At 72.8% G+C, this 18,040-nt stretch carries 16 protein-coding genes; 5 read left to right on the top strand and 11 right to left on the bottom strand.

The window, feature by feature from the left end; all coding sequences use genetic code 11:
- Nucleotides 1-242 precede the first annotated feature (242 nt).
- Nucleotides 243-1,115, top strand: coding sequence for a CPBP family intramembrane glutamic endopeptidase (locus tag HHL10_RS02400; RefSeq protein WP_169158712.1), 873 nt, complete (start codon nucleotides 243-245; stop codon nucleotides 1,113-1,115).
- A 30-nt stretch (nucleotides 1,116-1,145) separates the two neighbouring features.
- Here HHL10_RS02400 and glpK read toward each other — a convergent pair whose 3' ends face one another.
- Nucleotides 1,146-2,639: a glycerol kinase GlpK gene (gene glpK, locus HHL10_RS02395; RefSeq protein ID WP_169158711.1), complete on the bottom strand. Its 1,494-nt coding sequence runs from the start codon at nucleotides 2,637-2,639 to the stop codon at nucleotides 1,146-1,148.
- 108 nt (nucleotides 2,640-2,747) lie between these two features.
- Between glpK and glpD the strand changes: the two genes are divergently transcribed.
- On the top strand, nucleotides 2,748-4,361 hold the full coding sequence (glpD, locus tag HHL10_RS02390; protein ID WP_310734510.1) for a glycerol-3-phosphate dehydrogenase: 1,614 nt from the start codon (nucleotides 2,748-2,750) through the stop codon (nucleotides 4,359-4,361).
- Between the two features lie 65 nt (nucleotides 4,362-4,426).
- On the opposite strand, the gene HHL10_RS02385 is transcribed toward glpD, so the two are convergent.
- Nucleotides 4,427-5,080, bottom strand: coding sequence for a hypothetical protein (locus HHL10_RS02385; protein WP_169158710.1), 654 nt, complete (start codon nucleotides 5,078-5,080; stop codon nucleotides 4,427-4,429).
- Between the two features lie 50 nt (nucleotides 5,081-5,130).
- Between HHL10_RS02385 and HHL10_RS02380 the strand changes: the two genes are divergently transcribed.
- The 3 genes from HHL10_RS02380 (at nucleotide 5,131) to HHL10_RS02370 (ending at nucleotide 7,328) form a co-directional block, all read left to right on the top strand.
- Nucleotides 5,131-5,772, top strand: coding sequence for a CDP-alcohol phosphatidyltransferase family protein (locus HHL10_RS02380; protein WP_235970986.1), 642 nt, complete (start codon nucleotides 5,131-5,133; stop codon nucleotides 5,770-5,772).
- 58 nt (nucleotides 5,773-5,830) lie between these two features.
- Nucleotides 5,831-6,784 (top strand): DMT family transporter, encoded by a 954-nt coding sequence (locus HHL10_RS02375; protein ID WP_169158709.1) that lies wholly within the window; start codon nucleotides 5,831-5,833, stop codon nucleotides 6,782-6,784.
- Between the two features lie 127 nt (nucleotides 6,785-6,911).
- Nucleotides 6,912-7,328 carry a nuclear transport factor 2 family protein gene (locus HHL10_RS02370; protein WP_169158708.1) on the top strand — a complete coding sequence of 139 codons (417 nt, stop codon included), beginning with the start codon at nucleotides 6,912-6,914 and terminating at the stop codon, nucleotides 7,326-7,328.
- Nucleotides 7,329-7,374: 46 nt separating this feature from the next.
- Here HHL10_RS02370 and glcF read toward each other — a convergent pair whose 3' ends face one another.
- From glcF to HHL10_RS02325, 9 genes are all read right to left on the bottom strand, one after another.
- The gene (glcF, locus tag HHL10_RS02365; protein ID WP_169158707.1) at nucleotides 7,375-8,613 is read right to left on the bottom strand and encodes a glycolate oxidase subunit GlcF; all 1,239 of its coding nucleotides are present in this window, start codon (nucleotides 8,611-8,613) and stop codon (nucleotides 7,375-7,377) included.
- 13 nt (nucleotides 8,614-8,626) lie between these two features.
- The gene (gene glcE / locus HHL10_RS02360) at nucleotides 8,627-9,757 is read right to left on the bottom strand and encodes a glycolate oxidase subunit GlcE (RefSeq protein WP_235970984.1); all 1,131 of its coding nucleotides are present in this window, start codon (nucleotides 9,755-9,757) and stop codon (nucleotides 8,627-8,629) included.
- Nucleotide 9,758: 1 nt separating this feature from the next.
- Nucleotides 9,759-11,255 (bottom strand): FAD-linked oxidase C-terminal domain-containing protein, encoded by a 1,497-nt coding sequence (locus HHL10_RS02355; protein ID WP_169158706.1) that lies wholly within the window; start codon nucleotides 11,253-11,255, stop codon nucleotides 9,759-9,761.
- Nucleotides 11,256-11,346: 91 nt separating this feature from the next.
- The gene (locus tag HHL10_RS02350; RefSeq protein ID WP_169158705.1) at nucleotides 11,347-13,008 is read right to left on the bottom strand and encodes an L-lactate permease; all 1,662 of its coding nucleotides are present in this window, start codon (nucleotides 13,006-13,008) and stop codon (nucleotides 11,347-11,349) included.
- 150 nt (nucleotides 13,009-13,158) lie between these two features.
- The gene (locus HHL10_RS02345) at nucleotides 13,159-14,055 is read right to left on the bottom strand and encodes a LysR substrate-binding domain-containing protein (RefSeq protein ID WP_169158704.1); all 897 of its coding nucleotides are present in this window, start codon (nucleotides 14,053-14,055) and stop codon (nucleotides 13,159-13,161) included.
- Nucleotides 14,056-14,197: 142 nt separating this feature from the next.
- Nucleotides 14,198-15,388 carry an FIST signal transduction protein gene (locus tag HHL10_RS02340; protein ID WP_169158703.1) on the bottom strand — a complete coding sequence of 397 codons (1,191 nt, stop codon included), beginning with the start codon at nucleotides 15,386-15,388 and terminating at the stop codon, nucleotides 14,198-14,200.
- A 119-nt stretch (nucleotides 15,389-15,507) separates the two neighbouring features.
- Complete coding sequence (locus HHL10_RS02335; RefSeq protein ID WP_169158702.1) at nucleotides 15,508-16,185, bottom strand: PhaM family polyhydroxyalkanoate granule multifunctional regulatory protein; 678 nt, start codon at nucleotides 16,183-16,185, stop codon at nucleotides 15,508-15,510.
- A 314-nt stretch (nucleotides 16,186-16,499) separates the two neighbouring features.
- Nucleotides 16,500-16,985 carry a retropepsin-like aspartic protease family protein gene (locus HHL10_RS02330; protein WP_169158701.1) on the bottom strand — a complete coding sequence of 162 codons (486 nt, stop codon included), beginning with the start codon at nucleotides 16,983-16,985 and terminating at the stop codon, nucleotides 16,500-16,502.
- 99 nt (nucleotides 16,986-17,084) lie between these two features.
- Nucleotides 17,085-18,011, bottom strand: coding sequence for a fumarylacetoacetate hydrolase family protein (locus tag HHL10_RS02325; protein WP_169158700.1), 927 nt, complete (start codon nucleotides 18,009-18,011; stop codon nucleotides 17,085-17,087).
- Nucleotides 18,012-18,040 lie beyond the last annotated feature (29 nt).

Genomic DNA, 18,040 nt, shown 5'->3' with positions numbered 1-18,040 from the left:
GCTGATGCGGTCCGGCTGCTACTTTCACCGGACAGCAGTGCGCCTGCGCGGGAATGACGAGGTAGAGGATGTAGCGCATCAGCCTCCGGGCCACCGTGGGGGTACTGCTTCCCAGAACAGCGGTGCACGCGCCGGCATGACGACGTTTCTCCTGCGGCCTGCATGGGCTGCGCGCGGCCTGCCTTGACGGTCCGGACCCTGGTCGAGGTCAAGACCCGCACCAACAGCTCGATAACCCCCTGATGCTCCTCACCACCGTCCTCCTCGCCCTCGCCATCGCCGCCGTCTGGCTGCCCGCGTTGCGACTGGGCCGCGTCGCCGTGCCGCCATCGTTGCCGCTGGCTGCGGCGGCGCTGCTGGCTGGGCTGCAGGCCGGCGTGGTGGACGCGCGCGGTGCCGTGGCCGCCGTGGCGCTGGCGGCCCTGGGGCTCGCTTCCCGGGCCGTCGCCGCACCTTGGCCGCGCCGCCTGCTGGCCGTGGCGGCGGTGCTGCTGGCCTTCGCCCTGGGCCTGCGCCTGGTGCCGGGCTTCAGCCCGATGGTCTTCCTTGACGGCGTCCGGCTCAGCCCCGACGCGGCGCCCATGCGCTTTGCCGTGAATGCCGATGCCGGCCTCGCCGGCCTGGTGCTGGCGCTGTGCTTCTGCCGTCGCGTGCAGGGCCTGGCCGAGGCGGGCGTGGTGCTGCGCCGCGCGCTGCCGGTGGCGCTGGGCACGGCCGCGGTGGTCCTCATGGCCGGCTGGGCCGTGGGCCAGGTGCGGCCCGACCTGAAATGGCCCGGCTTCGCCGCGGCCTGGCTGCTGAAGATGCTGCTGTGGACCTGCGTGCTGGAGGAGGCCTTCTTTCGCGGCGTGATCCAGGAGCGGCTGGCGGCCTGGGGCGCGATCGCCTCACGCCCGGCGCTGCACGCGCTGCCGCTGCTGGTGGCGGCCGGGCTGTTCGGCCTGGCGCACTTTCCCGGCGGCTGGGGCTACGTCGCGCTGGCCACGCTGGCCGGCCTGGGCTACGGCTGGGCCTACGCGCGCACGCGGCGCATCGAGGCGGCGATCGCCGCGCACTTCGTGCTCAACGCGGCGCATTTCGTGGGCTTCAGCTATCCGGCGCTGCTCAGGGCCTGAGCCGCCACCCGCGCACCGGCTGCCCGGCCGCTACGCCGCCGTCGCCTGCCGCACCGCGCGTTCCCAGCGCGCCATCAGCTCCTCGGCGCGGGCGCGGTCCATGGTGGGCGTGAACACGCGCTCGGGCTGCCACTGCGCCGCCAGCTCGTCCAGCACCTGCCACGCCCCGGCCGCCAACCCGGCCAGGTAGGCGGCGCCCAGGGCGGTGGTTTCGGTGACGCGCGGGCGCAGCACCGGGATGCCCAGCAGGTCCGCCTGGAATTGCATCAGTAAATCGTTGACGCAGGCGCCGCCGTCCACGCGCAGCTCGCTCACCGGCGGGCCGCCGCCCTCCTGCGCGTCGCGGCTCATGGCCTGCAGCAGCGCCGCGCTCTGGTAGGCGATGCTCTCCACCGCCGCGCGCGCCACGTGCGCGGCGGTGCTGCCGCGCGTCAGGCCCAGGATCGCGCCGCGCGCCTCGCCGTCCCAGTACGGCGCGCCCAGCCCGGTGAAGGCGGGCACGAACATCACGCCGCCGCTGTCGGGCACGCTCGTGGCCAGGGCCTCCACCTCGGAGCTGGCGTTGATGGCCTGCAGCCCGTCGCGCAGCCACTGCACCACCGCGCCGGCCACGAACACGCTGCCCTCCAGCGCGTACTGCGCCGCCGCGCCGGGCTGCGCCGCGGCGGTGGCGATGAGGCCGTGGCGCGAGCGCTGCAGCCGGTGGCCGGTGTGCATCAGCAGGAAGCAGCCGGTGCCGTAGGTGTTCTTGGCCATGCCCGGGGTGAAGCAGGCTTGGCCGAACAGCGCGGCCTGCTGGTCGCCGGCCATGCCGCACACGGGAATGGCGCCGCCGAACAGCGCCGCGTCGGTGCCGCCGTAGCGGTGGCTGGAGGGCATGACCTCGGGCAGCAGCGAGGCCGGGATGTCGAAGGCCTGCAGCAGCTCCTCGTCCCAGCGCTGGCGGCCGATGTCGTAGAGCATGCTGCGCGAGGCGTTGCTCACGTCGGTGGCATGCACATGGCCTCCGGTGAGCTGCCACAGCAGCCAGCTGTCCACGGTGCCGAAGGCCAGCTCGCCGCGCTCGGCGGCCCCGCGCGCGCCGGGCACGTTGTCCAGCAGCCAGCGGATCTTGGTGGCGGAGAAGTAGCTGTCCACCACCAGCCCGGTGCGCTCGCGCACCAGCGCGTCGAGGCCCTGGGCGCGCAGCGCCGCGCACATCGGCTCGCCGCGGCGGTCCTGCCAGACGATGGCGTGGTGCAGCGGCCGGCCGCTGGCGCGCTCCCACAGCAGCGTGGTCTCGCGCTGGTTGGCGATGCCGATGGCCATCACCTCGCGCGCCGTCAGCCCGGCCTGCGCCAGCGCCTGGCGCGCGGTGTCGAGCTGCGTGCGCCAGATCTCCATCGGGTCGTGCTCGACCCAGCCCGGCTGCGGATAGCGCTGGCGCAGCTCGCGCTGGGCCAGGGCCACCACGCGCCCGGCGGTGTCGAAGACGATGCTGCGCGAGCTGGAGGTGCCCTGGTCCAACGCGAGGATGAAGCTCATGGTGGTGTCTCCTTCGGTTTCTTGGCGTCCATGTCCGTCCAGCTTAGGCGGCTTGCCTCGGGGCGAGCAGGCGGCGCACCATGGTTCAGGCCCTGACGGAGTCTGCGCGTGAACGTTTCATTTCCCGCCACCGAGCTGCACTGCGATGTCCTGATCGTAGGCGGCGGCATCAACGGCGCGGGCATCGCGCGCGACCTGGCCGGCCGCGGGCTGCGGGTGCTGCTGTGCGAGCAGGGCGACCTGGCGCAGCACACCTCCTCGTGCTCGACCAAGCTCGTCCACGGCGGGCTGCGCTACCTGGAGCACGGCGAGTTCGCGCTGGTGCGCAAGGCGCTGGCCGAGCGCGAGCTGTTCCTGCGCAGCGCGCCGCACATCACGCGCGCGCTGCGCTTCGTGCTGCCCCATGTGCCCGAGCTGCGCCCGGCCTGGATGCTGCGCGCCGGGCTGTTCCTGTACGACCACCTGGCGCGGCGCGAGCTGCTGCCGGCCTCGCGGACGCTGAACCTGCGCACGCATCCGGCCGGCGCGCCGCTGCACCCGGACTTCGAGCAGGGCTTCGCCTACGCCGACGGCTGGGTGGACGACGCGCGGCTGGTGCTGCTGTGCGCGCTGGACGCCGCCGAGCGCGGCGCGCGCGTGCTCACCCGCTGGCACTGCGCCGGCGCGCGCCGCGCGGGGCCGGGCTGGAGCGCGACGCTGCAGGCCGCGGAGGGCGCCAGCGAGGCCGGCGTGGGCGGCCGGCGCGCGGGCGAACTGCGCGTGCAGGCGCGCGCGCTGGTCAATGCCGCCGGGCCCTGGGCGGCGAGCTTCCTGCACCGGCAGCTGCAGGGCCCGCTGCAGGTGCTGCGCCTGGTGCGGGGCAGCCACATCGTGCTGCCGCGGCTGTTCGAGCACGACTTCGCCTACGTCTTCCAGAGCACCGACCGGCGCGTGCTGTTCGCCATTCCCTACGAGGACGATTTCACGCTGCTGGGCACCACCGAGGTGGAGCTGCCCGCCAGCGGCGAGCCCAGCGCGGCGCAGGCCAGCGCGGCGGAGGTGGAGTACCTGTGCGCCCAGGCCGGCCGCTACTTCCGCGCGCCGGTGCGGCCGGCGCAGGTGGTGTGGAGCTATGCCGGCGTGCGCCCGCTGCTGGACGACGGCGCGCGCGAGGCCACGGCGCTGACGCGCGACTACCGGCTGGAGCTGGAGGCGCCGCCCGCAGGCGCGCCGCTGCTCAACGTCTGGGGCGGCAAGATCACCACCTTCCGCGTGCTGGCGCAGGAGGCGGCGGAGCTGCTGGCGCCGCGGCTGGGCGCCTCGGGCGGCCCGTGGACGGCCGGCGCCTGGCTGCCGGGGGGCGACTTCTCGGCCTTCATCGGCGCGGCGGCACGGGGTGAGCCGGCGCAGGCGCTGCGGCAGTTCGAGCTGGCGCTGGGCGGGCGCTGGCCCGACCTGCCCGCCTCACTGCGCCGGCGCTGGGCCCGGCTGTACGGCGCGCGCATCGAGCTGCTGCTGCGGCCCGGCCCGGCACTGCCGCAGCTCGGCGCCGAGGTGGCACCGGGGCTGTTCGAGGCCGAGCTGCGCTACCTGCACCGCCACGAGTGGGCCGCCACGGCCGAGGACGTGCTGTGGCGCCGCACCAAGCTGGGCCTGCATATGGACGCCGCGGCGCGCTCGCGCGTGGCAGCGTGGTGTGCGCGGGAGTGGGGGAGGGTGGAGGTGAGCTCGGTGGCGTGCTAGGAGGTGGTTGGCGGCGAGGTGCGGATGCTGCAGTGCGGCTCCCTCGCCACCGCGTCAGTGGCCCCTCAAAACACCCCCGCCTTCTCCGCCGCCCCCAGCAGCGTGCGCGCCATGTCGCCCATGCCGCTGTTGAAGTCGCTGTTGGAGCTGCTGGCGCGGGCCGACCACAGCAGCCGGCCACTGCCCACCTCGGTGAAGCTGCTGTTGGCGGCGAAGCCGGGGTTGCTGCTCACACCGCCGCCGCCGATGGGCAGCGACACGCCCGCGCCCACGCCCACGCGGCTGCCCCCGCCGAAGCCGCCGATGCCGATGGAAAACGGCGCCGGCCGCACCACCTGCGTGGCGTCGGGCGTGACCGAGGTCAGCAGCAGCGCCGAGGCGCCGGCCGCGCGCGCCGCGCCCACGTAGGCCTGGGCGCCGCGGCCCACGCCGGAGCCCGAAGGGGCGGAGCGCACCGGCGTGAGCCCGCGCGCCGTGGCCTCCTCGGCCATGCGGTCCAGGCACACCTGCTGCAGCGTGGTCTCGTTGGCCTCGCACACCACCAGCACGCGCGCGCCCTGCAGCGGCTTGGCGCCGAGCTGAGGATCGGACCAGGTCGCGTCGGGCGTGGCGGCGCAGCCGGCCAGCACGCCGGCGGCCAAGCCAGCCGCCAGCGCCGTCATCAGCGTGGAACCCATGGCCCCCCGGGCCGGCTCGGTACGTGCAGTGCTCGCTCTCATGGCAGTCTCCTGACGCCAAGGCAGGCAAGCGACATGCCCTGAAGCGACCCATGAGGAAAGGCTCCACCACCATGACGACGACGCGCCACTTTTCGATGATCCGCGGCTTTGCGCTGGCGGACTTCTTCACCCTGGGCAACGCCGCTTGCGGCATGGCCGGCGTGCTGCTGGCCATGGCCTTCATGGGCGACCAGGACATCGGGCAGTTCCTGCTCGCGGCGGCGATGGCGCCGCTGGCGCTGGCCTTCGACGTGCTCGACGGCCGCGTCGCGCGCTGGCGCCGGCAGGCCTCGGCGCTGGGGCGCGAGCTGGACTCGCTGGCCGACGTGGTGTCCTTCGGCGTGGCGCCGGCGGTGCTGGCCTACGCCGCGGGCATGAACGGCGGCTGGGACGTGGCGGCGCTGATCTACTTCGTGTGCTGCGGCGTCAGCCGCCTGGCGCGCTTCAACGTCACGGCCGAGAGCCTGTCCGAGGGCGGCGACAAGGTGAAGTACTTCGAGGGCACGCCCATTCCCACCAGCGTGCTGCTCACCGCGATCCTGGCCGTGGCCGGCTGGCAGGAGCGCCTGGGCGACGACCTGTGGCTGGGCGCCTTCGACCTCGGCCCCTGGACGCTGCACCCGCTGGTGCTGCTGTTCGTGCTCTCGGGCTCGCTGATGATCAGCAAGACGCTGCACATTCCCAAGCTCTGAGCCCCCGGCGCGGCCCGCGCGCCCGGCCGCCCCGCGGCGGCCACCGACAATCCGGCCGATGTGGATGGGAACCTTCTTCGCCATGGCCGCCGGACTGATGTGGGGCCTGGTGTTCGTGTCGCCGCTGCTGCTGCCGGAGTACCCGGCGGCGCTGCAGTCCTTCGGGCGCTACCTGGCCTTCGGCCTGATCGCGCTGCCCCTGGCCTGGCTGGACCGCGCGCGGCTGCGTGAGCTCACGCGCGCCGACTGGACCGAGGCCTTGAAGCTCGCCCTGGTGGGCAACCTGCTCTATTACCTGTGCCTGGCCGGCGCGATCCAGCGCGCGGGCGGGCCGCTGCCGACCATGATCATCGGCACGCTGCCGGTGGTGATCGCCGTCATTTCCAACCGTCGCAATGCCTGGCGCGACGGCCGGCTGCCCTGGGCGCGGCTGGCGCCCTCGCTGGCGCTGATCGGCTGCGGCATTGCGCTGGTGAACCAGGCCGAGCTGGCGCAGCTGCGCGCCGACCCGGAGGCCGACCCGGGCCGCTACGCGCTGGGCGCGCTGCTGGCGGTGTTCGCGGTGGCGTGCTGGACCTGGTACCCGATCCGCAATGCCGACTGGCTGCGCGCGCACCCGGACCGCAGCCCGCGCAGCTGGGCCACGGCGCAGGGCGTGGCCACGCTGGTGCCGGCGCTGCTGGGCTACGCGGGCTTCTGGCTGTGGTCCGGCGCGAGCGGCAGCGACTTCGCCATGCCCTTCGGCCCGCAGCCGCTGCGCTTCGTGGCGCTGATGTTCACGATCGGCCTCTTCGCCTCCTGGCTGGGCACGCTGTGCTGGAACGAGGCCAGCCAGCGCCTGCCCACGGCCATCGCGGGCCAGTTGATCGTGTTCGAGACGCTGGCGGCGCTGAGCTACGCCTTCCTGCTGCGCGGCGCGCCGCCCCCGCCCACCACGCTGGCCGGCATCGCGCTGCTGGTGGCGGGGGTGATGTGGGCGCTGCGGGTGCGGCCGGAGCGGGTGGCGGCTTGAGCTGTCCCGGCATGGTGCCGGTCGAGGCCGCATCCGGCGCAGGGCCAAACCGGGTCAATGCCTGTTCATCGGGCTGACGGCACCCCCCTTGCCGCCCCCGGCGACCCTCTTGTCCCAAGGAGCCGCCATGCCCACCTCCCAGCAATCCCAGGACCTCGCCCAGCGCTTCATCCAGGCCCTGCACCAGCTCGAAGACCAGGGCGACGCGGCCCTGGACGGCCTGCTCGGCCTGTTTGCCGACGATGCCTGCCTGCGCAATCCGATCCTCCAGCGCGAGCATCAGGAGCGCCGCGGCCGTAACGACATCGCCAATTTCTGGCGCCAGTACCGCGGCTCCTTCGGCGACATCCACTCCGAGTTCTCGGAAGTGACGGCCAACGACCATGCCGCCGGCCTGTTCTGGCGCTCGCGCGGTACCGACTCCAGCGGCAAGCCCGTCGAATACGACGGCGTCACGCTGCTGCGGCTGGGCGAGGACGGCCGCATCGCGGACTTCCAGGGCTACTTCGACAGCCGCGACGTGGTGGTGGGCGCCAGGAGCTGACGCCCACGAGGCGTGCGGGCCTCCCGGCCCGCACCAGCGGCCGGTCTCACCCCGCCGCCAGCGCCTCGTCCACCACTTCCACCCAGTGCCGCACCGGCACGTCGGTGCCGCTTTGCAGGTGCTGGATGCAGCCCACGTTGGCCGAGACGATGGCCTCGGGGTTGGTGGGCAGGAGCTGGCCCAGCTTGCGGTCGCGCAGCTGGTGCGACAGCTCGGGCTGCAGCACCGAGTAGGTGCCGGCCGAGCCGCAGCACAGGTGCGCCTCGCCCGCGGCCAGGCTGACCTCGAAGCCCAGCGCGCGCAGCCCCGACTCCACCCCGCCGCGCAGCTGCTGCCCGTGCTGCAGCGTGCAGGGCGGGTGGAAGGTCAGGCGGTGCGGGCTCTGGCCGTTGGCGGCCAGCTTCGGCGCCAGCAGCGGCACCAGGTCGGGCAGCAGCTCGGACAGGTCCTTGGTCAGCGCCGAGATGCGCGCGGCGCGCTCGGCATAGGCCGGGTCGTGCTTGAGCGCCTTGCCGTAGTCCTTGACCATCACGCCGCAGCCCGAGGCGTTCATGACGATGGCCTCGACCTGATCCAGCAGCGGGGTCCAGGCATCGACGTTGCGGCGCATGTCGTTGAGGCCGCCCTCCACGTCCGACAGGTGCGAGCGGATCGCGCCGCAGCAGCCGGCCTTTTCGGCCACCAGCACCTGGATGCCCGCGGCGTCCAGCACCCGCGCCGTGGCGGCGTTGATGTTGGGCGCCATCGCCGGCTGCACGCAGCCGGCGAGCATCAGCACCTTGCGCGCGTGCTGGCGGTTCGGCCACTGGTGCGCGCGGGCAGGCGTCTTGGCGGGCAGCTTGTCCTTGAGCACGCCGGGCACCAGCGGGCGCAGCGCCTGGCCGAGCTTGAGCGCGGGCGCGAACAGCGGCGAGGTCAGGCCCTCCTTGAGCGCCCAGCGCTTGGCGCGGTCCGCGGCGCTGCGCTGCACCTTCTTCTCGACGATGTTGCGGCCGATGTCGGCCAGCGCGCCGTAGTTCACGCCCGAGGGGCAGGTGCTCTCGCAGTTGCGGCAGGTCAGGCAGCGGTCCAGGTGCAGCTGGGTGGCGCGCGTGGGCTCCTTGCCTTCGAGCACCTGCTTCATCAGGTAGATGCGCCCGCGCGGGCCGTCGAGCTCGTCGCCCAGGATTTGATAAGTCGGGCAGGTCGCGGTGCAGAAGCCGCAGTGCACGCACTTGCGCAGGATGGCCTCGGCCTCCTGGCCCTCCGGCGTGTCGCGGAATTCGGGAGCGAGATTGGTTTGCATCAGGACTGGGAAATCAAAGGTCCGGATAGAGCCGGCCGGGGTTGAACACCCGGTCGGGATCGAAAGCCGCCTTCATCTGGCGATGGATGCGCGAGAGCGCCGGCGACAGCGGGGCGAAGACACCGGCCGACTTGTCCAGGCCGGCATACAGCACGGCATGGCCGCCGGCGCGCTGCGCGGCCTGGCGCACCTGCGCGGCGGGCAGCTCGCTCAGCAGCCAGCGCTGCGCGCCGCCCCACTCGACCAGCTGGCCGCCGCCGAGCTCCGCCAGCGGCGCCGCGGTCTGCGGCACCGACAGCCGCCACAGCGAGCGGGTGCCCTGCGTCACGGCCGTGAAGGCGAGCTGGAAGAAGTCGTCGCGCTGGTCGCGCAGCCCCGTCCAGAACGCGGTGGCCTGGTCCTCGGGCAGCACCTCGCCGCCGAGCTTGGCGCCGGCGGCGTCCACCGCCGCGCGCGCACCCGACAGGCGCACGACCAGCGTGCCGTTCCACCAGGCGCTGGCATTGACCGGCAGCGGCTGGCCGCCCCAGAGGTTCAGGTGCCGCAGCGCCTGCTCCTGGTCCAGGTCGAAGCGCAGCGTGCGCGTGGCCACGGGCACGGGCAGCACCTTGAGCGAGACCTCGCAGATGACGCCCAGGATGCCCAGCGAGCCCGCCAGCACGCGCGCCACGTCGTAGCCGGCCACGTTCTTCATCACCTGGCCGCCGAAGCTCAGCACCTCGGCCTGGCCGTTGAGCAGCGTGGCGCCGAGCACGAAGTCGCGCACGGTGCCGACGCTGGCGCGCGCCGGGCCGGCCAGGCCGGCGGCGACCATGCCGCCCACCGTGCCGCGGCCGCCCTCGCCGGGCAGGCGCGGCGGCTCGAAGGGCAGGTACTGGTTCTGCTCGGCCAGCGCGGCTTCGAGCTCCTCCAGCGGCGTGCCGGCGCGCACCGTCACCACCAGCTCGGTGGGCTCGTAGCTGCTGATGCCCGCGAGCGGCCGGGTGTCCAGCAGCTCGCCGCGCGGCGCCTCGCCGTAGAAGCGCTTGCTGCCGTGGCCGCGGATCTCCAGCGTGCCCTTGGCGGCGCGCGCGGTCTGCACCTGGTCGATCAGGCGGGCCAGCACGGGGTCCGTCGCCCCGGGCGTGTCATTCATGGCGTTCATCTCAGAAGCGCTCCAGCTCGGGGAAGGGCAGCAGCCCCTTCTTCACATGCATCTTTCCGTACTCGGCACAGCGGTGCTTGCTGGGCACGACCTTGCCGGGATTAAGCGTGCCGGCCGGGTCGAAGGCGGACTTGAGCGCCAGCATCTGCTCGCGCTCGCCGGGGCTGAACTGCACGCACATCGAGTTGAGCTTCTCGATGCCCACGCCATGCTCGCCCGTGACCGTGCCGCCCATGGCGACGCTGGTCTCCAGGATGTCGGCGCCGAACAGCTCGCAGCGGTGCAGCTGGTCGGGGTCGTTGGCATCGAACAGGATCAGCGGGTGCAGGTTGCCGTCGCCGGCGTGAAAGACGTTGGCGCAGCGCAGGCCGTACTTCTTCTCCATGTCCTGGATCGCCAGCAGGATGTCGGCCAGGCGCTTGCGCGGGATGGTCGAGTCCATGCACATGTAGTCGGGGCTGATGCGCCCCGAGGCCGGGAAGGCGTTCTTGCGCCCGCTCCAGAATTTCAGGCGCTGCGCCTCGTCGCGGCTGACCTCGATGGCGATGGCGCCGCTGGTCTCCAGCACCTGCACCATGCGGCCGATCTCCTCCTCGACCTCCTCGGGCGTGCCGTCGCTCTCGCACAGCAGGATGGCCTCGGCATGGAGGTCGTAGCCGGCGTGGACGAAGTCCTCGACGGCCGCCGTCATGGGCTTGTCCATCATCTCCAGCCCGGCAGGAATGATGCCCGCGGCGATGATGTTGGCGACTGCGTCGCCGGCCTTTCGCACGTCGTCGAAGCTGGCCATGATGCAGCGCGCCAGCTGGGGCTTCGGGACCAGCTTGACCGTGACCTCGGTGGTGACGGCCAGCATGCCCTCGCTGCCCACGATCACCGTGAGCAGGTCCAGCCCCGGCACGTCCAGCGCGTCGGAGCCGAACTCCACCGGCTCGCCCTCCACCGTGAAGCCGCGCACCTTGAGCACGTTGTGCACGGTCAGGCCGTACTTCAGGCAGTGCACGCCGCCGGAGTTCTCGGCGACGTTGCCGCCGATGGTGCAGGCGATCTGGCTGCTGGGGTCGGGCGCGTAGTACAGGCCGTGCGGCGCGGCGGCCTCGCTGATGGCGAGGTTGCGCACGCCGCACTGCACCACCGCCGTGCGGCTCACCGGATCGACCTTGAGGATCTGGTTGAACTTGGCCAGCGACAGGGTCACGCCCAGCGCGTGCGGCATGGCGCCGCCGGAGAGGCCCGTGCCGGCGCCGCGCGCCACCACCGGCACATTGAGCTGGTGGCAGATGCGCAGCACCGCCGCGACCTGCGCCTCGTTCTCGGGCAGCGCCACCAGCAGCGGCGACTGGCGATAGGCGGTGAGGCCGTCGCACTCGTAGGGGTTGGTTTCCTCGTCGCGCCACAGCAGCGCGTGCTCGGGCAGCGCCGCGCGCAGCGCCGCCAGCACCTGCTCGCGGCGCTGGCCGCGCTCGGCGGCGGAGGGCGTGTCTTGGGAAGCGTTCATGGACGGCCTCCTGGAAGTGGGAATGAGGGAATGAAAACGCGGGCTTGAAAGCAAAACCGGCCCCGCAGGGCCGGTCGATGGCGTCAGGCGATCAGTGGACCACCATCAGCGTGAAGGGCCAGACGTAGGCCTGCATCGTCACGAAGATGCCCACCAGGCAGGCCAGGGCCACCGAGTGGAAGAAGACGTAGCGCAGGATGTCGCCCTCGTGGTTGAACCAGCGCGTGGCGGTGGAGGCGACGACGATGGATTGTGCGTCGATCATCTTGCCCATGACGCCACCGGAGCTGTTGGCTGCGCCCATGAGGTTGGCCGACAGGCCCAGCTGCTCGGCCGCGACCTTCTGCATGCCGCCGAAGAGCACGTTGGAGGCCGTGTCCGAGCCCGTGAGCGCCACGCCCAGCCAGCCCATGAGCGTGCCGAAGAAGGGGTACATCCAGCCGGTGTTGGCGAAGGCCAGGCCCAGCGTGGTGTCGGTGCCCGAGAAGCGCGTGAGCGTGCCCAGCGCCAGCATCAGCACGATGGTCAGCAGCGAGTAGCGCACCAGCCACAGCGTGCGGAAGAAGGTCTTCACCAGGCCCACCGGGCCGTAGCCCATGGCCAGGCCGCCGACGATGGCCGACAGCAGGATGCCCGTGCCGGTGGCCGACAGCAGGCCGAAGGTGTAGATGGCGGCTTCCTTGTGCGGCGTGGGCACCACCGGCGGCACCTTCTCCACCAGGTTGTGCAGGCCTTCGATCGGGAAGCGCGGCGCGTAGATGCCGTTCCAGAACTTCTTGACCTCGGGCAGGCCCCAGATGAACACGAACAGCGTCAGGATCGCCCAGGGCAGCCAGGCGCGGATCACGTCGGCCGTGGGGTGCTGGGTCGGCGCCGTGACGGGCTTGGCCTCGCCGCTGTCGCTCTCGTGTCCCTTGAGCGAGACGGAGGTCCAGATCTTCTTGGGCTTCCACACGCGCAGGAAGGACACCAGCGCCACCATCGACACGATGGCCGCGATCACGTCCACCAGCTCCGGGCCGATGTAGTTGGAGACCAGGAACTGCGCGATGGCGAAGCTGGCACCCGTCACCAGGATCGCGGGCCAGATTTCCAGCATGGCCTTGCGCCCGGCGAAGGCCCAGATCAGCCAGAAGGGCACCAGCAGCGAGAAGAAGGGCAGCTGGCGGCCGATCATGGCCGAGACCTCCTGCAGGTCGTAGCCGTGCACCTGGGCCAGCGTGATCACCGGCGTGCCCAGCGCGCCGTAGGCCACCGGGGCCGTGTTGGCGATCAGCGACAGGCCCGAGGCCGCCAGCGGCGAGAAGCCCAGGCCGATGAGGATCGCCGCCGTCACCGCCACCGGCGTGCCGAAGCCCGCCGCGCCCTCGAAGAAGGCGCCGAAGGCGAAGGCGATGAGCAGCAGCTGCAGCCGGCGGTCCTGCGTGATGCCGGCAATCGAGTCCTGCAGGATCTTGAAGCTGCCGTTCTGCTCGGTGAGCTGGTGCAGGAAGATGATGTTGAGCACGATCCAGCCGATGGGCAGCAGGCCGGTGAGGCCGCCCAGGAAGGCCGCGTTGCCCGCCATCGACGCGGGCATGCCGTAGGCGAAGACCGCGATGAGGAAGGCCGCCAGCAGGCCCAGGCCCGCGGCGATGTGCGCCTTGATGTGCAGGAATCCCAGGCACACGAGCATCACCACCACCGGGATCGCGCCCAGCAAGGTGGAGATGAACATGTTGCCGAAGGGGTCGTAGACCTGTTGCCAGACCATGGCTTGTCTCCCGGAGTTCTTGGAAAAGCTGCGTGGATGGCGCCAAGCACGTCACCCACTGGGGGCGCGACTGTAAAGAGCAAGCTCGCCGGGGGAATGAAGATTCTTCATACCCGGCATGAGCGATTTTCAAGACCAGTCAGCCACGCGTCAGCTTTGTCGGGCCAGCGTCGATTTCAGCCACTCGACGAACGCGGCGCACTCCCAGCGCTCCAGCGTGCCGGGCTTCCAGCACAGGAAGTGGTGCTGCGGCGAGGGCACAACGCGTGCCGACAGCCGCAGCAGGCGTCCGGTGTCGAGCCAGCTCTGCGCCAGGCGCAGCCGCGCCAGCGCCACGCCGAAGCCCGCCGCCGCGGCGTCCAGCAGCAGCCCCACGTCGTTGAACTGCGTGCCGCCGCTGCGCGGCTCGGCCAGGTTGATGCCGCAGGCGCGAAACCACGTGCCCCAGGGCTCCAGCGGGCTGCGGATGAGCCGCGCGCGCGACACCACCTCGGCCGTGTCGAAGCCGTTGAAGGGGCCGGCCTCGTTGAAGTAGTCGGGGCTGCACACCGGGCAGACCTCGTCGCGCAGCACGCACACCTGCTCCACGTCGGCATAGGGGCCGGTGCCGTAGCGGACCTCCAGGTCGGCCTCCTCGGCCTTCACGTTCGACAGCGGGATGGCCACCTGCATGATCAGCTCCACCTCGGGGTAGGCGTGGCGGAACAGGGCCAGCTTGGGCAGCAGGATCTCGCGCGAGAAGGTGGGCGTGACGGCCAGGCGCAGCCGCGTGGGCGCGCCGGTGCGCGTGGCGCTGCCCGGGAGCTGCTGCAGCGCCTGCAGGCCCTGGCGCACATGCGCGAGGTAGGCCGCGCCGTCGGCGGTGAGCGCGAAATCCCCGCGCGCGAACAGCCGCACGCCCAGCTGCGATTCGAGCTGGCGCATGCGGTGGCTCACGGCGCTGGGCGTGACGCTGAGCTCCTCGGCCGCCAGCGTCACGCTGCGCAGCCGCGCCAGCGCCTCGAAGCTCAGCAGGCAGTGGATGGGCGGGATGCGCGGCGGGGGCATGGGCGGGATGCGTCTCAGAGCGCCGGGCTTTGTGTTCTGCCCCTCTCCCGCGGTGCGGGCGAGGGGAGGCCGGCGTGCCGGGCGCTTCGCGGTGGCCGGGCAAGTGTCATAGGTTCAGGCAGTGCCCGGACACGCACCCGCCTCACGATGCCGTGAACACCGTCAGCACGCCGGTGTAGCCGTAGAGGTGGTGGTGGCCGATCTCGCCGCCGGCGAAGAAGCCCGCCAGGGGCACGTCGCCCAGCGCGTGCTGCACGATCTGCAGCTCGGCCGAGGGCGCGCCGAAATGCGCGCCGCCGCGCCCGGCGCAGCTGATGTAGATGGCCCCGGCGATGCGCGAGGCCGCCACCAGCTCCGCGCCCCCGGAAGGCGGCGCGGCCGGGGCCTCGATGCCGGCCTCGATCTCCTCGCGGATCTCGGCGCAGATGCGCACCAGATCGCGCCGCGCGGCCACGGCGTCGCGGTGGCAGAAGGTCACCTGCTGGCCCACTTCCACCGCCTCGGCCAGCGCCACGCCGCGGCGCGAGGGCTCCAGCCCGATGAGGTGGCGCACGCGCGTGTTCTCGCCGAACTGGCCGCCGCGCGAGAGGGTGTCCTCGCGCGCGTCGCTCACGCCCGCGAGCGTGGCGCGCAGCCGCGGCAGCGCCACGGTGGGCTGCGACAGGCTCACGCCGGTGTCGGCCAGCAGCGCGTCCAGCGCCGGCGCGCCGTCGAGCTCCAGCACCAGGTTGTCCTGCGCCGCCGTCACGCGCCGCACCGGGCCCACCGGCGTGCAGCCTTGCGTCACGCGCGACAGCAACCCCACCTCGCTGGTGAAGGCCACGCCCGAGAGCCCGCCGCGGAACACGCCGTCGGCCACCTGCAGCGCCTGCGAGCGCCCCGAGGCCAGGCCGCCGAAGAGGTAGCCCGAGGCCGTGCGCTCGCTCATCTCGGCCACCAGCTCGGACAGCTCCGGCGTGGCCGGGTCGGCATGCACCAGCGCGGTGTGGGCAGCCAGCGACAGCGGCCGCGTGCCCGAGAAGACCTGGAAGCTGCCCGCGGGCAGCCGCGCCAGCATCAGCACCAGTGCGGGCTCGTCGATGTACTCCACGCCGTTGCCGCAGATGCCCACGCCCGTGCCGCCCACCCAGGCCACGCCCGGCCAGTCCTGGCGCAGCGTCTGCAGCAGCTCCTCGGCCTGCGGCGCGTAGAGATCGGTGAAGTAGACGAAGCCCAGGTTGGGCGCGCTGGTGCGCCGCTGCGCGGCTCGCTGCGCGCGCAACTGTGCGTTGGCGAGCTCCAGCGCATAGCGCCAGTCCGGGTGCGTGGCGTGGGCGTGCAGGAAAGTGTCCATGGTGCAGTGTGGAACGCGGAGCCGGGGCTGTCATGCGGCGCTGCCGCAGCCGCGCCGGGTCATGCCGCAGGCATGGGCAAACCGGGCGCCAGGAGCGGCGCGGGGTCAATCCGGCCCGATTACTTCGTGGTGCGCTTGCGGGCGGCCGTCTTGGCGCCGGCCGCGGGGTTGTCCGCCGGCTCCTCGCCCGGCTTGGCAGGGGTCTTCTTGGCGGCGGCGGCGGCGGTGGTGGAGGCGGAGGCCTGGGCCATGGAGTTGGCCAGCGTGGTGCGCGCGGCATCGGCGGCGGCGGCGCCCTCCTGCAACGCCTGCGCGGCAAGCTGGCCGAACTGCTGCGTCAGCGCCCCCCACCACTGCATCGGGTCCACCGCGGCGGCGGGCCGCTTGGCCGGCTCGGCCGCCGCCTCGCCCGACGGTGTGGCCGGTGCCGGTGCCGGGGCCGCGGCCGGCGGCGCCGGAGCCCGGGCGGCGGCTGGCGCCGGGGCGGGCGGGTCGGGCAGGCGGACCTTGAGCGCGTCGCGCAGGTCGCCCATCTGCACGTTCATGGTCTTGAGCGTGGTCAGCGTCATGCGCTGCACCTCCAGCGCCTGGATGGTGGCGGCAAGCATGCGCACGTTCTGCTCCAGCCAGAACTGCACCGTGCGCAGCTCGCTGATGCGCTTTTCCAGCTCCTCGGGATTGAGCGTGGGCGCCACCCACTGGCCCATGGCCGGCATGGCGGCGTTGGCGCCGCCCATGAGCTTCTGCAGGAAGTCGAATCCGGGAACGAGCTTGGCGAAATCGGGTTGGTCGGCCATGTGGGGGTCTCCAGGGACGGACGATTGTGCCTGCGGCAAGTGAGGCGCCGAGGCCGCAGCGTTGCCGGCGCAACCGTGGCGGCGCGCCGGGACGACGGCGCTTGCGCCGACATACGAGGCACGGGCGATCCTGCGCGTGCCGTATCCGGCGCAGCCGCCGCGCACCAGCCACCCCGCGGCTCAACAATCGGCCGGATTGTTTCCCTTGGGATGACGACTGACGCACTCAGAGGCCGGAAGGTGAGAAAACTGTTCCCCTGAAGTTGACAGTTCGGTGCCTGAGCCAGCGGCCCCGGCGCGAGCCGGCCGCCGGCTCACTGCCCCTGCAGCTCGATGCGCAGCACGCCCTGGCGCTGCTGCCAGTGCAGCCGGCCCAGTACGTCCATGCCCAGCAGCGGCTTGTCGCCCAGGCCGGGCAGGGCGGCCATGCGCAGGCGCTGCACGCGCACGCCGCCGTCCAGGCTCACGTCGGCCAGCACCAGCATGCCCGTGACCTCGCCGCCCGCGGTCTGGGTGCGCACCCGGCCGACCTCGCGCAGCTCCAGCTCCCGGGCCAGCGCCAGCGGCAGCGCGCTGCTGGTGGCGCCGGTGTCCACCAGGAAGTCCACCGCCTGGTCGCCGATGCTGCCGGGCCAGTGGTAGTGGCCGTCCGGGCCGCGGCGCAGCTCGACCACGCCGTCCTGCTGCGTGAAGCGCGTGCGCGCGGCCTCGGCCTGCCACCACTGCACGGCCAGGAACAGCGCGCCGCCGATGAGCAGCCAGACGGTGGCGAATTTGAGCGAGCGGGGGAAGTCGGACATGGCGGAGGCGCCGTGGCGCCGGCAGGAGGCGGGAACCGGGACAGATGGTGCCAGGCCGGGCCGGCATCAAGCCGGGCGCGGTCCCGGGCGCGCCGCGGCTCAGCCGCGCCCGATGGCCACGGCCTGCTCGATGGCCCCCAGCGGCGCCTGGCCGCGCGCGTCCAGCAGCTCCAGCCGCAGCCGGTCGCCATGGCGCAGGAAGCCGGTGCGCGGCGTGCCGGCGCCGGCGGCCTCCAGCGCGCGCAGCGCCTGCAGGCTGAAGGCTTCGTCGGGCGCGTCGGCCTGCGCCGCGCAGCCCACGATGCAGCCGGCCTGCAGCATGCGCGTGTGCGCCAGCCGCGCCAGGGGCTGGCCGAAGGGCCAGGGCAGCGCCTCGGCGGCGTCGCGCCGCGCCAGCCGGCGCTGGTTCCAGGTCCATTGCAATTGAGCGCGCACGCGGGCGCCGTCCCAGTCCTGCTGCAGCTCGTCGGGCGTCACCGCCACCGGGCCGAAGGCCGGCGCGGGGCTGAAGCCGGCGTCCGCGCCGTCCAGGGCGCGCAGCCGCCAGCGGCACATCAGCGTCAGCAGCCGCACGCCTTCGCTCGCCTGCGCCGCGGGCGTGCCGGCGCCGATGTCGCCGGTGAGCACGGCCAGGCCGGCCTCGGCGTCGATGTCCCAGCCGTCGCTGGCGAACTCGGCGATGTCGCGCGCGCCCAGCAGCGCGTCGCCGGCGGCCAGCTCCAGGCGCAGCGGCGCGGGGGCATCGGGCTCCTGCGCCGTGCCGGCCACCGTGGCCCAGGCCACCTGGAAGGCGCGCGGCAGTGGCGCGGCGCACAGGCGCGGATCGAAGTCGAAGGCGTGGCGCACCTGGCCGCGGTTGAGCGCGTCGTAGAGCTGCTGCAGCTGCGGCGTGATGAAGTTCCAGTCGTCGAGCACCTGCTGCAGGCGGGTGGCGATGCCGGTCGCAAAATGGGCGCGCGCGAGATCGCGCGACACCACCACCAGTTGACCGTCACGCGATCCGTCCTTGTAGGTCGCCAGTTTCATAGCCCTTGTCACCGTTGCAGAACCCGCCA

The organism is Azohydromonas caseinilytica (assembly GCF_012927045.1).
GTDB lineage: Bacteria > Pseudomonadota > Gammaproteobacteria > Burkholderiales > Burkholderiaceae_C > Azohydromonas > Azohydromonas caseinilytica.
Note: the sequence above shows the minus strand (reverse complement) of the source record. Positions and strands in the feature narration are given on the sequence as shown.